Annotated in this window: 12 protein-coding genes; 9 read left to right on the top strand and 3 right to left on the bottom strand. The window is 55.9% G+C overall.

From position 1 onward, the window contains the following. Positions 1-62: 62 nt before the first annotated feature. The 7 genes from C7476_RS04540 to C7476_RS04505 all read left to right on the top strand — a co-directional run bounded on the left by C7476_RS04540 (position 63) and on the right by C7476_RS04505 (position 7,168). A complete protein-coding gene (locus C7476_RS04540) occupies positions 63-734 on the top strand; it encodes an exopolysaccharide biosynthesis protein (RefSeq protein WP_114429024.1) in 672 nt (223 codons plus the stop codon). A 394-nt stretch (positions 735-1,128) separates the two neighbouring features. Further along, positions 1,129-1,431: a virulence factor gene (locus C7476_RS04530; RefSeq protein ID WP_114428715.1), complete on the top strand. Its 303-nt coding sequence runs from the start codon at positions 1,129-1,131 to the stop codon at positions 1,429-1,431. Beyond that, positions 1,418-2,329: a methylenetetrahydrofolate reductase gene (locus C7476_RS04525; protein WP_425373941.1), complete on the top strand. Its 912-nt coding sequence runs from the start codon at positions 1,418-1,420 to the stop codon at positions 2,327-2,329. Before C7476_RS04530 ends, C7476_RS04525 begins: the two co-directional genes overlap by 14 nt. A gap of 10 nt (positions 2,330-2,339) precedes the next feature. After that, entirely contained in the window at positions 2,340-3,302 is a 963-nt protein-coding gene (locus C7476_RS04520) for a methyltetrahydrofolate cobalamin methyltransferase (protein ID WP_114428714.1), read from the top strand. Positions 3,303-3,444: 142 nt separating this feature from the next. After that, on the top strand, positions 3,445-5,472 hold the full coding sequence (locus C7476_RS04515) for an ASKHA domain-containing protein (protein WP_114429022.1): 2,028 nt from the start codon (positions 3,445-3,447) through the stop codon (positions 5,470-5,472). A 62-nt stretch (positions 5,473-5,534) separates the two neighbouring features. Next, the gene (locus tag C7476_RS04510; protein WP_114428713.1) at positions 5,535-6,449 is read left to right on the top strand and encodes an ROK family protein; all 915 of its coding nucleotides are present in this window, start codon (positions 5,535-5,537) and stop codon (positions 6,447-6,449) included. Then, positions 6,446-7,168: a copper homeostasis protein CutC gene (locus C7476_RS04505; RefSeq protein WP_114428712.1), complete on the top strand. Its 723-nt coding sequence runs from the start codon at positions 6,446-6,448 to the stop codon at positions 7,166-7,168. Before C7476_RS04510 ends, C7476_RS04505 begins: the two co-directional genes overlap by 4 nt. A 140-nt stretch (positions 7,169-7,308) precedes the next feature. Here the strand turns inward: C7476_RS04505 and C7476_RS04500 are convergent, their stop codons facing one another. After that, entirely contained in the window at positions 7,309-8,217 is a 909-nt protein-coding gene (locus tag C7476_RS04500) for a LysR family transcriptional regulator (RefSeq protein WP_112528708.1), read from the bottom strand. A 140-nt stretch (positions 8,218-8,357) separates the two neighbouring features. Between C7476_RS04500 and C7476_RS04495 the strand changes: the two genes are divergently transcribed. Then, positions 8,358-8,618: a hypothetical protein gene (locus tag C7476_RS04495; RefSeq protein WP_114428711.1), complete on the top strand. Its 261-nt coding sequence runs from the start codon at positions 8,358-8,360 to the stop codon at positions 8,616-8,618. Between the two features lie 221 nt (positions 8,619-8,839). Next, on the top strand, positions 8,840-9,838 hold the full coding sequence (locus C7476_RS04490; protein ID WP_112528712.1) for a GlxA family transcriptional regulator: 999 nt from the start codon (positions 8,840-8,842) through the stop codon (positions 9,836-9,838). Position 9,839: 1 nt separating this feature from the next. Here C7476_RS04490 and C7476_RS04485 read toward each other — a convergent pair whose 3' ends face one another. Both C7476_RS04485 and C7476_RS04480 read right to left on the bottom strand, forming a co-directional pair. Then, on the bottom strand, positions 9,840-10,640 hold the full coding sequence (locus C7476_RS04485; RefSeq protein ID WP_245426109.1) for a DUF1194 domain-containing protein: 801 nt from the start codon (positions 10,638-10,640) through the stop codon (positions 9,840-9,842). A 179-nt stretch (positions 10,641-10,819) separates the two neighbouring features. Next, a complete protein-coding gene (locus C7476_RS04480; protein ID WP_114429021.1) occupies positions 10,820-13,336 on the bottom strand; it encodes a GcvT family protein in 2,517 nt (838 codons plus the stop codon). Positions 13,337-13,508: the final 172 nt, after the last annotated feature.

The following is a 13,508-nucleotide window of genomic DNA, read 5'->3' as shown; positions in this document are numbered from 1 at the left end:
TCGTCATTGTAATGTTACCTACCTCGCGCCATATGCGTCAAAATTTCAACAAAGACGAGAAGATGGCAGCAATCGACGCAGAAGAAAGAAAAAAGCCCGACCGCGTGGCTCGATCTTTGACACCAGACAATGACCCGCGCACGCTATCGCAAGTCTTCAGGGATTTGTCGCTTGCGGCAACGGCCCCGGTGTCTTTCGACGAGCTCGAAGAAGCGTTTACAGATCGCAGTTTTGCCGCGCTCCTCACATTTTTTGCCATTTTGAATCTTATCCCGCTTCCACCAGGTACCGGGGTCATTACCGGAATTCCACTTGTGCTCGTTTCGGTACAAATGGTGATGGGGCGCGAATCTGTCTGGCTTCCAAGTTTCATGCGAACGAAAACCATTTCCCCTGACCGGTTCCGCTTGATATCGGCCAAAGTCGTTCCGTGGCTGGAATGGCTGGAGAAGTTTATCCGGCCGCGCAATTGGCCGTTTGGCCGCAAGCAGGGTGATCGCTGGCTTGGTGCATTTACCACCATTCTTGGTCTGTCTGTAGTTCTGCCAATGCCGCTATCCAACTGGCTGCCCGCTTTCGCAACCGCGATTATCGGCATCGCACTTTGCGAGCGTGACGGCAGATTGATGTTGGGCGGACTGATACTCGGTGTCGTCTCGATCGGCATTGTCACGGGCTTTGCCTTCGTTGCCGCGAATGTGCTTGCCTATGCCGCAACCTTCTGGCCTTTCTGAACTAGAGCAAATTTTGTCTATTTGGAGTCGTTCTGCCGGGGGAATTCACGGACAAGGTCAAGGGGTTTGGCGAGGCCGATGCCTTTCCATCGGACGACGCCGAAGCCCGATGGAATTGGCCCGAATTCACGCGGCCCTTCGGGTTTCCGGCTGGCGGACACCCACCTTGTCAGACGGCTTCGTCCGATGGAAAAACATCGGCCTCGCCACCTTCCGCGTGGATTGTCTCGCCATCCGTGAAACAGAACTGGCTCCAAATAGATAAAACTTGCTCTAAATCCTTGTCGCAAAAACACCAATGACGCACGTCGCATTTGAGTGCGCACGCGTCGTGAGATAGCAAGCTTAGCCCCCGATATTCCGGCAAAAGGATCCTCATCGGAGGATGAATTGCATGGCTGATCTCATTGTCGTTTATTGGCGGGATATTCCCGCTCAAGTGACCGTCAAAAAGGGACGTCAGGCAGCCAAGCGCGAGCTTCCGATTCGTTTCACCGAGGCCATCGACATGTGTGCGATGCGCATTGGTGCGAAAGACTCCGATACCTATCTGGCGGAATGGCGCCGCGGCACTCCGGTGCCTGTGAGTGATGATCTGGAGACCGAGGCGGATAGCGCCCTCGCCCGTATTGACAATGAATATGATCGGGAACGCCTTGTGGCGCTCGTAAAGGCAGGTGGACATGAGCATTCATGAATTCAAAGCGAAGTCGCAGCAGGATCAAATGACCAAGATCGCAGCATCCATTGAAGTCGCGGCTCGCCAGGCTATCGAATCCCAGGATTTGCCGGGGCTGTTCCCCACAGGCACCCGGGTTTACATCACCGATATGGGTACGGACAGCGTCGATACGCTGACTGCGGCCGCAAAGCGCATTCATGAGCTTGGTTATAAGCCGGTCCCGCATTTCGCTTCACGCCGTCTGACGACGAAAGCAGCGCTCGAAACTCGTATCCGCCGAGCCGCGCAAGAAGCCGGCGTGACCGACGTTCTCGTCATTGGTGGCGGCCTCGAGCGTCAGGCAGGTGAGTTCTCCTCGACGATGGAAGTGTTGGAGACTGGTTTCTTTGACAAGTATGGCATCACCGAAATGGGCGTTGCCGGCCATCCCGAAGGCAGCCCGGAGTTTTCCGAGGCCGTTGCGATTGAAGCTCTGCGTTTGAAGAAAGACTTCGGCGAACGTACTGGTGCAAAGCTGCGTGTTGTCACCCAGTTCGGTTTCGATGCTGATCGCTTTATCCGCTATTCGGAATCGCTGCGCCAGCATGGTGTCGACCTTCCCGTGCATCTCGGCGTTGCTGGCCCTGCCAAGATTACGACGCTGATCAAATATGCAGCCATGTGCGGTGTCGGCAATTCGATCAGCTTCCTGAAGAAGAATGCCCTGTCACTGACAGCGCTCGCCACAAGCCACTCACCGGAGGGTGTTGTCGGCCCCATCGAGCAGCACGTTTTGGCTAACCCGACATCTGTCATCAAGCAAATTCATATCTTCCCGTTCGGTGGATTGAAGAAGTCATCCGAATGGCTTGTTGATCGCGGCTCATGGAGTTTGAATACCGCACACTATTCTACAAACGCAGTCGCGAATTAAGGATTCTTGAATGACCCGTACGATCGTCGCTTCGGCGACCAGAGAAATAATCATCGGATTTGATCAGCCTTTCTGCGTCATCGGCGAGCGGATCAATCCGACCGGTCGTAAGAAACTGGCCGCCGAAATGATCACGGGCAATTTCGATACAGTCATCAAGGACGCCTTGGAGCAGGTCGCCGCAGGCGCGACGATGCTGGACGTCAACGCGGGTGTTACTGCGGTGGATCCCAACGCGACAGAGCCGGGTCTTCTTGTTCAGACGCTTGAAATCGTTCAGAATCTCGTCGATGTCCCCTTGTCGATCGACAGTTCGGTAAGCGCTGCCATCGAGGCAGCACTGAAAGTCGCCAAGGGCCGTCCGCTGGTCAATTCCGTGACGGGTGAAGAGGAGAAGCTCGAAGCCATTCTCCCGCTGATCAAGAAGTATAATGTTCCGGTCGTTGCCATTTCCAACGATGAGACCGGCATTTCCATGGATCCGGACGTTCGTTTCGCCGTTGCCAAGAAGATCGTAGAGCGCGCCGCCGATTTCGGCATTCCGGCCCATGACATCGTGGTCGATCCCCTGGTCATGCCGATCGGTGCGCTTGGTGATGCCGGTCGTCAGGTTTTCGCACTGCTGCGCCGTCTGCGTGAGGAATTGAAAGTCAACACCACGTGCGGCTTGTCGAACATCTCTTTCGGCCTGCCCCATCGTCACGGCATCAATGCCGGGTTCATTCCTATGGTGATTGGCGCGGGCATGACCTCGGCGATCATGAATCCTTGCCGTCCGCAGGAAATGGAAGCCGTTCATGCCGCCAATGTTCTCAACGGCACAGACGCCAATTGCACCTATTGGATCAAGAAATATCGCGATCACCAGCCGGCTGCCCCTGGTGCAGCTGCATCGGTATCCGTTCCTGCCGATTCGGCTGGCGGCGGTCGCCGTCGTGGCGGACGCGAGGCGCGGCGCGGCGCCGCAGGCTGACGGTTTGCGTTACGCAAACTGACCAGCATAGAAAGGCGGGAGGCAGCTAAACTGCCCCTCGCCTGAAAGTTTTGGAGTATCGATCGTGAACGCACCCGTCAAAGCACCAGAGGCGTCGGCAAAGGAAGCGCTCGTTCTCTTCATGCCATCGGGTAAACGCGGACGTTTCGCCGTTGGTACACCCATTTTGGAGGCCGCACGCACCCTTGGCGTGTACGTTGAGAGCGTCTGCGGCGGCCGCGCCACCTGTGGACGCTGCCAGGTGGAAGTGCAGGAAGGCAATTTTGCCAAGCACAAGATCGTCTCCTCACTCGACCACATTTCCCCCAGAGGTTCAAAGGAAGATCGTTACGACCGGGTGCGCGGCCTGCCCGAAGGGCGCCGTCTCTCCTGTTCCGCCACGATACAGGGCGATCTCGTCGTTGACGTACCTCAGGATGTCCAGGTCAACGCGCAGGTGGTCCGCAAAGCCGCCACCGACCGCGTTATAGAGCGCAATGCGGCCGTCCAGCTTTGCTATGTCGAGGTTGAGGAACCCGATATGCACAAACCTTTAGGCGATCTCGACCGCCTGAAAGCCGTGCTGGAAAAAGACTGGGGCTGGAAGGATCTGCTCATCGTATCGCATCTGATCCCCCATGTTCAGGGCATTTTGCGCAAGGGCAATTGGGGAGTGACCGCCGCCATTCACCGTGACATGGATTCCTCTCGGCCCTTTATCATCGGATTGTATCCAGGCCTGAAGAACGAAGCCTACGGCATAGCCTGTGACATCGGTTCGACAACCATCGCCATGCATTTAGTCTCGCTGCTGTCTGGCCGCATCGTCGCCTCCTCTGGCACATCGAATCCGCAAATCCGCTTTGGCGAAGACCTGATGAGCCGGGTCTCTTACGTGATGATGAATCCCGACGGACGCGAGGCGATGACCAAGGCTGTCCGCGAGGCGGTCAACAAGCTGATCGGCAAGGTCTGCGAGGAAGGCAATGTCGATCGGCACGATATCTTCGACTGTGTCTTCGTCGGCAATCCGATCATGCATCACCTGTTCCTCGGCATCGATCCGACTGAGCTTGGTCAGGCACCGTTCGCGCTTGCCGTCTCTGGACCGCTGCAGTACTGGGCGCAGGAGATCGACATCGAGGTCGCCCTCGGAGCGCGCCTCTATATGCTGCCCTGCATAGCCGGCCATGTCGGTGCCGATGCAGCGGGTGCCACGCTATCGGAAGGGCCCTACCGGCAGGACAAGATGATGCTGCTCGTCGACGTCGGCACCAATGCCGAGATTGTGCTCGGCAATAGCACCCGAGTGGTCGCCGCGTCCTCACCTACCGGCCCAGCCTTTGAAGGCGCCGAAATTTCATCAGGACAACGCGCTGCCCCGGGCGCGATCGAACGCGTGCGCATCGACCCGCAGACCCTCGAGCCGAAGTTCCGCGTAATCGGAGTCGACAAGTGGTCCGACGAGGACGGCTTTCAGGAGGCCGCCAAAACGATCGGGGTCACCGGGATCTGCGGCTCGGCGATCATCGAGGTGGTCGCGGAGATGTATCTTGCAGGCATCATTTCTGAAGACGGCGTCATTGATGGAACGATGGCTGAGCGGAGCCCGCGCATCATGGCTAACGGCCGCACCTTCTCCTACCTCCTGCGTGACGGCGAGCCGCGCATTACAGTCACACAGAACGACATCCGCGCCATTCAACTCGCCAAGGCCGCCCTTTATGCCGGCGTGAAGCTTCTGATGGAAAAGCAGGGCGTCGATACGGTCGACACGATTCGTTTTGCAGGCGCCTTCGGCTCGTTCATCGATCCGAAATATGCCATGGTGCTCGGTCTCATTCCCGACTGTGACTTGTCCGAAGTGAAGGCTGTCGGCAATGCGGCCGGCACGGGCGCGCTGATGGCATTACTCAACCGCAATCATCGTCGCGAGATTGAAAGGGAGGTCGCCCGCATCGAGAAGATCGAGACTGCGCTGGAACCGAACTTCCAGCAGCTCTTCGTGAATGCAATGGCGCTGCCCAACAAGATCGATCCCTTCCCGAAACTGTCGCAGGCCGTAACGCTGCCGCCGCGCAAAAACGTCAGCGAGGATGGCGTTGCCGGTGATGCGGCGCCACGCCGGCGGTCGCGCGAGGAACGTGCAGCACGGCGTAACCGCGAATAACTTTGTCCTACAGTCAATTTCCGCTATCACAAATCCATGATTGATTCCGGAAACAGCTTGCCATGATAGCCTGCTTTGACATTGGCGGTTCCGCCATCAAAGGCGCAATCGCCTATTTACCCGAAGATATAAGACCGCTCCCCAAAATCCCGACGCCGCTGAACGATTTTGATGCGTTCGCCTCAGTCGTCGAAAAGATCGCGGCGGATGGAGGCGCTGACCCCAGAAGCTTGATATCGATTTCCATCGCGGGGGTGGTTGATTCCGATACGGGCAAGATCACTTGCGCCAATATTCCATGCATTCATGGCCGTACATTGGTTGCCGATCTAAGCGAGAAACTGCAAAGGCCCGTTCTCGTCGCCAATGATGCCGATTGCTTTGCGTTATCTGAAGCTGTTGTTGGCGCGGGACGCGGTCATCGCATTGTATTCGGTGTCATCCTTGGCACCGGTGTCGGCGGTGGCCTAATTATCAACGGCAAAATTCACGAAGGTGCTGGCGGCTTTGCTGGCGAATGGGGTCACGGCCCGGTCTCCGCCACCCTTGCAGGCAATCCGCCCGTCGTCATTCCACGCTATGCCTGCGGCTGCGGCCAGGTTGGTTGCGTTGATGCAGTGGGCGCGGCGCGCGGCATGGAACGACTGCACGCTCACTTGCACGGCGTTGGTCTGCCAAGTACCGCGATTATAGCGGCGTGGAATGCCGGGGACGCAGCGGCTGAACGCACTATTGGGGTCTATATAGATGTCGTCAGCGGCCCGCTCGCGATGACGATCAACATCGTTGGCGCGTCTATCGTACCCGTTGGCGGCGGGCTCGCCAACTCTGTAGAGCTCATCAAACGCCTGGATGAGGCAGTTCGCGCACGTATCTTGCGAACAACCGATAAACCACTGGTTGTTCCTGCAGAATTGAAGATTGAACCCGGTCTCATCGGTGCGGGCGTTCTTGGGTTGATGGAAATAGCAAAATGAGCATCCTGCTCGAAGTCTGCGTTGACAGCCCCGCCGGACTGGCGGCGGCGATCAACGGAGGAGCCGATCGTATTGAACTCTGTTCAGCGCTCGAACTCGGCGGTCTGACGCCGACACCGGGACTGATCGGACAGGCTGCTGTCTCCCCTATTCCCATATACGCCATGATCCGTCCGCGTCCCGGCAATTTCGTTTTTAATGAAGCCGACATTGACGCAATGCTGCGCGAGATCGATGTGATGCGCGCCGCTGGGCTTGCTGGTGTGGTCTTCGGCGCCAACCTCACCAATGGTGAACTGGATTATACGACGCTCGAACGCCTCGTCAGGCAATGCGGTGGCCTCGGTGTTACACTGCACCGCGCGTTCGATCTCGTCCCCGATCTTGCTGAGGCTGTCAGCATGGCGATCGAGCTTGGATTTGAACGAATCCTGACTTCGGGACGGTCGCCGACCGCGCGTGACGGAGTCGACGACCTGGAAGCGACATTCGAACTTGCTGCTGGCAGGATCAAGATCATGCCCGGTTCCGGCGTGAACATTGGCAATATCGGTGTGCTGTGGGATCGCATTCCGTTCTCCGAAATTCATTCATCCTGTTCTGTCGCTGCTCCGCTCGTAAGCCAAGCAGCAAGGCGCCTCGGTTTTGAAACCGCCTCGCAGAAGCAGACGAGTTTGGAGCTCGTCAGGGCATTGAAACATTATTGCGCTAACAGATAAGAGACCTTTTGAGAATTCAACCTGATGAGTCAGCTGGTGTGGTTTTCGAGAACCGAAGCGCAGCGGACGCATTGGTCCGTGAGCATCGGAAGCGCAGAAAATCGCATCAGATTGCTGTCAGGATGGATTGGCAAAGGTCTCTAGCAGCTAAGCTTGCCCGTCCGCTCATATCCCTCAAAATAAACCCGCAGATGCTGTGCGACAGCTTTAACATGCGCACCTGCATTCTTCGCAACGAGCATGCCGAGCCTGGATTCGCCGAGTGGCGGCAGACCATGCTCAGCGCCGAGCTGTACCATGTTGTCTTCCAGAAGGAACTTCGAAAAAGGTGCAACGGCAAGATCCGCAACGATTGCCGCACGCTGCCCCATCGTATGGGCACTCATATAGGCAACGCGATATTCACGGCCCGCACTTTCCAGCGCACTAATCGCGTTGGCGCGCCAGATGCACCCCTCTTCCCACATTGAAAGCGGCAGTGGGTTGCGCTCATGGGCAGTCCCACATTTGGCGCCCGCCCAGATGATCTCCTCAGTCATGAGAACTTCTATGTCATCCATCTTGGCCAGTGTCTCATTGACATTGACCAACGTGACGTCGAGACGCTGCTCATCAAGGCGTTTGCGCAGACTATTGCTTTGATCAATAACTACATCGACGGTTACATCCGGGTGAGATTCGGCAAAACGCTTCAAGACAAACGGAAGCACCCGCTCGCCGACATCGTCTGGCGCACCGAGCCGAACGACACCCGAAACCGTCGGTGCTATAAATTTCGCCACTGTCTCGCGATTGAGAGCCAGCATGCGCCTTGCATAACCAAGGAGAACTTCGCCGCTCGGCGTCAGTTTGACCGAACGCGCGTCCCGTTCGAGCAGCACGTGGCCCAGGGTCTCCTCCAGTTTCTTGATCTGCATGGAAACAGCCGAAGGGGTACGAAACACAGCATTTGCAGCACTCGAGAAACTGCCTGTCTCAGCAATCATTGCAAAGGTACGCAACACATCCAGGTCGAGGATCGGAATGGGATGATGCATCGGGGCTGACATGGCGCATTCTCCTTCATCAATTTTTCTGAAACATAGTGTTTCGTAATTTCGTTTGATTGAACATCAACTTGGGGCGATAGTCAAGTTCATCAAAGGACATCAAACAAAATGGTGCTCCTGTTGAAAAAAGGAGAAGGAAAATGAGCACTTGCGATAACCTGTATCAGAGTGACACGAGAAGTTTCGCCGAACGCCTTGCGACCTATCTCGCGGATTATACGACTCACTTGGCTGCACGAATCAGAACCACACGCGAAGTTTTCATCCGGGAACGCCGCTTGCGCGCTACCGAGATGGCACTTGACGGACTTCCGGAGAACATGCGTTGCGACATCGGCTGGCCAGACCTCTATGAGCGCCAAGTCGGCGAATGCAACCAGCTAAAGAATTCGCGGTCATAAAATCATGAAACAGTCGACTCAAGGGAGCAGATAACGATCTATCTGCTCCCTTTTATCATATGTGATACCTGCGCTTTTGCGACACAGGTTATCGCCCTTCCATTTAGAATAATTCTATGGTTCTATCTGCAAAAAAGCTCTCGAGACCACGCCCGTAAGTTGAAGGTATTACTTCAGTTGCGACATGGCCTTAAAGCCAAATACGGGAACCTGGAATTACCATGGATCACATCGGTCTCAATAAGCGCTCATTCGTTTTCTTTCTCGTGCCGAATTTCTCGATGATCGCATTTGCGACAGCCATCGAACCACTGCGCATCGCAAATCGCATGCTCGGGTATGAAGCCTATCGCTGGCGTCTGGCCTCTGTGGATGCGAAGCCTGTCACGGCCTCGAACGGCGTGGAATGCGCCGCGAACACATCATTGGAAGACGAGAGGCGGTACCTGACCGGCGAAGAAAGGCCATCCATGGTCTTTGTGTGCGCCGGCATTCACGTCGAGAAATTCCACAACAAATCAGTCTTTGCCTGGCTTCGCGAAGAATTCAACCGCGGCGTCGCTGTAGGCGGACTCTGCACCGGGGCGCATATTCTCGCAGCGGCTGGCCTGCTTTCTGGCAAGCGGTGCGCGATCCATTGGGAGAATCTTCCAGGTTTTGCTGAGGCCTTTCCAAAGGCCGATGTATACGCCGACCTGTTCGAGGTTGACGGCAACATCTACACCTGCGCCGGCGGTACGGCCGCACTGGATATGATGCTCAAGCTCATCGGCGATGATTTTGGCGACAATATCGTCAATCGTGTCTGTGAACAGGCGTTGACTGACCGTGTACGCAGCCCACATGACCGTCAGCGACTGCCGTTACGCGCGCGTCTCGGTGTGCAAAACTCCAAGGTCCTGACAATAATCGAATTGATGGAAGCGCGGCTTTCCGAGCCGTTGTCCTTGATCGAGATTGCCGACCATGTTGGCCTTTCCCGCCGCCAGATCGAGCGCCTGTTCCGCCAGGAAATGGGGCGCTCGCCAGCCCGCTATTATCTGGAGATCCGTTTGGACCGCGCCCGGCACCTGTTGATTCAGTCATCCATGCCGATCGTAGAGGTGGCAGTTGCATGCGGATTTGTCTCGGCATCGCATTTTTCCAAATGCTACCGTGAACTCTACGGCCGTTCGCCGCAGCAGGAACGCGCTGATCGCAAGCAGTTGATTGCAGCGTAGCTTATCTCGATTCCCAATCCTGCATCCGCCTCTGCCATATTCGCTCGCCTGAAAGGCAATCGATTTGCGGTTTGTCCTGGGCCAGGATCAGCGGCAGCGTCTGTGACGGCAGCCAATCTGCTTTCTGCGTGGTAGGTGTATCCCCCGCCAACTCCAGCACCAGTTTCCGGCGCACAGCCTCCGGAAACTGATCCCAGGAATTGACCGGGACCATGAAAGCACCCGGTCCGCCAATGACGCAGCTGCTGTAATAGAGATCGAGGTCCTTCACGGCCCAGTCGGAGTAGAAATCTCCACGTGTCATCAATGGCAACCCGTTGATCGTAATGCCCTTGGCAATCGCCTGATCGCGAGCGTCAGCTACTGGGCGACCATTGTTGTTCGCGCCATCGCCCGAAATATCGATAACTCTTCGCGAGGCCTTGAAGCCATTGTTGTCAAAGAGGGTACTGGAAAAATCGATAGCCCCTGAGATCGATGTACGACTTTGCGTTGCGGGAATTGGCTGGTCGAGCGCATCCGCAAGCTTTTCCGCAGAGTCGGCGCCATCAACCAACGTCCAGGGAACGATAATTCGTTGTACGTTCGATCCAGCCCACTCAACATAAGTAATGGCCACACGGCCGTGAATACCGTCGCGTATGGCATCGACGACGTCCTTGCGCCGAAGCGCCGCGACATAGCCATCGCGTTGAATCTTCTGCTCGAAAGTTTCCATGGATCGGGATGCGTCGACGGCCAAAACCAGCTCGACATCGACATCGGTCTCTGCTGTTTGAGCATGCGTTTGAGAACTGGCCAATAACGCCGCCAGTGTTAGAAAACTGCTGAAAGCCTTCCTTCGCGATGACATAGACTAAAGTGTAACTCAAATCGCAGGAACGCAAAGCCACTTCCAGCGCGATCACATTCTGTTGAACAAGGCGCTAAAGCAAGAATGGCGCCCTTTGGCGCCATTCTCAAGATCGGTTTTCGACAGGTTTAAGCCTTCAAGCGCTCATTTTCGGCATCGAAGGGCGACTCCGGAATCACGGTCGCTTTATGTGTTTTTCCCAATATCTTTATCTCGACCTGAGTGCCGAGAGCAGAGTACTCGGGCTTCACCATCGCAAGCGCTATGCTTTTTCCCAGGCGCCAGCCAAAACCTCCATGGGTAGCCCGGCCAATCAGTTCGCCATTCACGTATATCGGTTCACTGCCGCGTGCATCGACGTCCGATATCCCTGGCACATGCACTTCCAGCGTGACGAAGTTCCATTTCAAGCCGTTTTCGCGCGCCTTCACCACAGCGTCACGTCCGATGAACTCTCCCTTGTTGGGATGAACGAAGCGATCGAGACCGCTTTCAAACGCATTGTACTCGATAGACAATTCGCGCGGGATCAAGCGATACGACTTTTCTATCGCCATCGCTGTCATTGCACGGATACCGAAGGGCTTGATGCCGAACTCAGCGCCGGCTTCGAGCAACAAATCATAAATAGTGTTCTGCTGTTCAATTGGATGGTGTAGTTCCCAGCCAAGCTCGCCAACGAAATTGACTCGCAACGCATGCGCTGTCCCCGTACCGACGCTGATTTCCTTGCCGGAAAGCCACGGAAACGCCTCGTTGGACAGATCGACACGCGTTAGTTTCTCCAGAACCTGGCGGCTCTTGGGTCCTGCCAGAACGAGAACGCCATACATCTGTGTAATAGGACGCAAGTTTACCGAGCCATCGTTCGGCAGCAGCTTGTACAAATAATCGTGGTCGTGATTTTCGTAAGCCCCCGCCGAGACGAGATAGAATATCCCTGGCAACCACTCATAGACTGTGAATTCCGAACGAACCCCACCAAGTGGCGTCAAGAGATGACAAAGCGCGATACGGCCCTGCTTTTTCGGAATGCGATTAGCCAGGATCGAGTCGAGCCAAGCGCGGGCACCAGGTCCGGACACTTCGATCTTGGCGAAAGCCGACATGTCTAGAAGACCAACGTTGTTCGTCACATTCTTGATCTCATGACCGACATGTTCGAAATAGTTGGAACGCCGGAACGACCAGAGCTCCTTGACCTTGCCGTCAGCATCAGGTTTCGGATGATTGTGGTTCATCAGCACATCCGGCTTGTCGAGTTTGGCAACGTCGAGCCCGTAACCTTGCGGTGCGAACCAATTGGCGCGCTCCCAGCCATAAACAGTTCCAAACACGGCACCGAGTTGCTTCTGGCGATCATAGGAGGGCGAACGCTTCAAGGGCCGGGCAGCACCTCGCTCCTCGTCTGGGTAATGAACCGAGAAAACCTCGGCATAAGCCTCTTCATTCTTTTCTTTCAGGTACCCTTCGGTCGCGTAGGGACCGAAGCGGCGCGGATCGACGCCCATCATGTCGATGGAGGGTTCGCCCTCGACGATCCACTCGGCCAGCTGCCAGCCGGCACCGCCGGCAGCGGTGACACCAAAGGAGTGTCCTTCATTCAACCAGAAGTTTTTAAGGCGTGGCGCAGGTCCAATGATGGGCGAGCCATCGGGGGTATAGGCGATGGCGCCATTATAAACCTTCTTGATACCGACTTCACCAAATGCCGGAACACGCGCAATCGCGGTTTCGATATGCGGTTCGAGGCGGTCGAGGTCTTCCTGGAACAATTCATATTCGCTGGCATCCGAAGGGCCATCGACGTAGCAGACGGGGGCTCCGCGCTCGTATGGTCCAAGCAGCAAGCCGCCATTTTCTTCGCGCATATACCAGGAACTGTCGCTTTCGCGCAAAACACCCATTTCGGGCAAGCCTTTTGCCTTCCGCTCAAGAATTGCCGGGTGCGGCTCGGTCACGATATACTGATGCTCGACGGGAATAACCGGCACATCGAGGCCGACCATCTTTCCGGTCTTGCGGGCAAAGTTGCCGGTTGCGGACACCACATGTTCCGCGGTGATGTCACCCTTGTCGGTCTTTACCAGCCATTGGCCGGACGGCAATTGTTCGATGCCAAGCACGGTCGTATAGCGATAGATTGTTGCACCAAGATCGCGCGCACCCTTGGCGAGCGCCTGCGTCAGATCGGCCGGCTGGATATAGCCATCTTCCGGATGTTGGATAGCGCCAATAATTCCGTCCATCTCGGCAAGCGGCCATATCTCCTTGACCTGTTCGGGCGTCAAGAGTTTCACCGGAACGCCGATCGTTTCGGCCACTCCCGCATAATACATATATTCGTCCCAACGATCCTGCGTGCGAGCGAGGCGAATATTACTGCAATTGGTGAAGCCGACATTCATGCCGGTCTCTTCCTGCAGTTCCTGATAGAACTTGACCGAATATTTGTGAATCTGGCCAACAGAATAGCTCATGTTGAACAAGGGCAGCAGACCGGCAGCGTGCCACGTTGAACCGGATGTCAGTTCCTTGCGCTCGATCAGGACAACATCACTCCAGCCCTTCTTGGCCAGATGATAGAGTGTCGAAACACCTACTACCCCACCGCCGATAACGACAACACGCGCCTCAGTCTTCATTTCACCCTGTCCTTTGGTATCGATCGATGGCCGGAACGGCTCCAACAATTTTTTGCACTATGGCGTTTCATATGTCCATCGCTAAGGCCTGTTTGCGACATGGCGAAAACACGCCGCGACGCGTAATAAACAGGCCGTATTTTATAGGAGCATTCGATAAATTTCGGGCGGG

Origin of the sequence: Phyllobacterium bourgognense (assembly GCF_003337575.1) — a bacterium.
GTDB classification, from domain to species: domain Bacteria; phylum Pseudomonadota; class Alphaproteobacteria; order Rhizobiales; family Rhizobiaceae; genus Phyllobacterium; species Phyllobacterium bourgognense.
This window is presented reverse-complemented; position numbering and strand designations above follow the sequence as displayed.

Coding starts and splice junctions, on each gene's coding strand:
- C7476_RS04515 (WP_114429022.1), top strand. CDS start 3,445: ATGCCATCGGGTAAACGCGGACGTTTCGCCGTTGGTACACCCATTTTG.
- C7476_RS04480 (WP_114429021.1), bottom strand. CDS start 13,336: ATGAAGACTGAGGCGCGTGTTGTCGTTATCGGCGGTGGGGTAGTAGGT.
- C7476_RS04505 (WP_114428712.1), top strand. CDS start 6,446: ATGAGCATCCTGCTCGAAGTCTGCGTTGACAGCCCCGCCGGACTGGCG.
- C7476_RS04530 (WP_114428715.1), top strand. CDS start 1,129: ATGGCTGATCTCATTGTCGTTTATTGGCGGGATATTCCCGCTCAAGTG.
- C7476_RS04525 (WP_425373941.1), top strand. CDS start 1,418: ATGAGCATTCATGAATTCAAAGCGAAGTCGCAGCAGGATCAAATGACC.
- C7476_RS04495 (WP_114428711.1), top strand. CDS start 8,358: ATGAGCACTTGCGATAACCTGTATCAGAGTGACACGAGAAGTTTCGCC.
- C7476_RS04520 (WP_114428714.1), top strand. CDS start 2,340: ATGACCCGTACGATCGTCGCTTCGGCGACCAGAGAAATAATCATCGGA.
- C7476_RS04490 (WP_112528712.1), top strand. CDS start 8,840: ATGGATCACATCGGTCTCAATAAGCGCTCATTCGTTTTCTTTCTCGTG.
- C7476_RS04500 (WP_112528708.1), bottom strand. CDS start 8,217: ATGTCAGCCCCGATGCATCATCCCATTCCGATCCTCGACCTGGATGTG.
- C7476_RS04510 (WP_114428713.1), top strand. CDS start 5,535: ATGATAGCCTGCTTTGACATTGGCGGTTCCGCCATCAAAGGCGCAATC.
- C7476_RS04540 (WP_114429024.1), top strand. CDS start 63: ATGGCAGCAATCGACGCAGAAGAAAGAAAAAAGCCCGACCGCGTGGCT.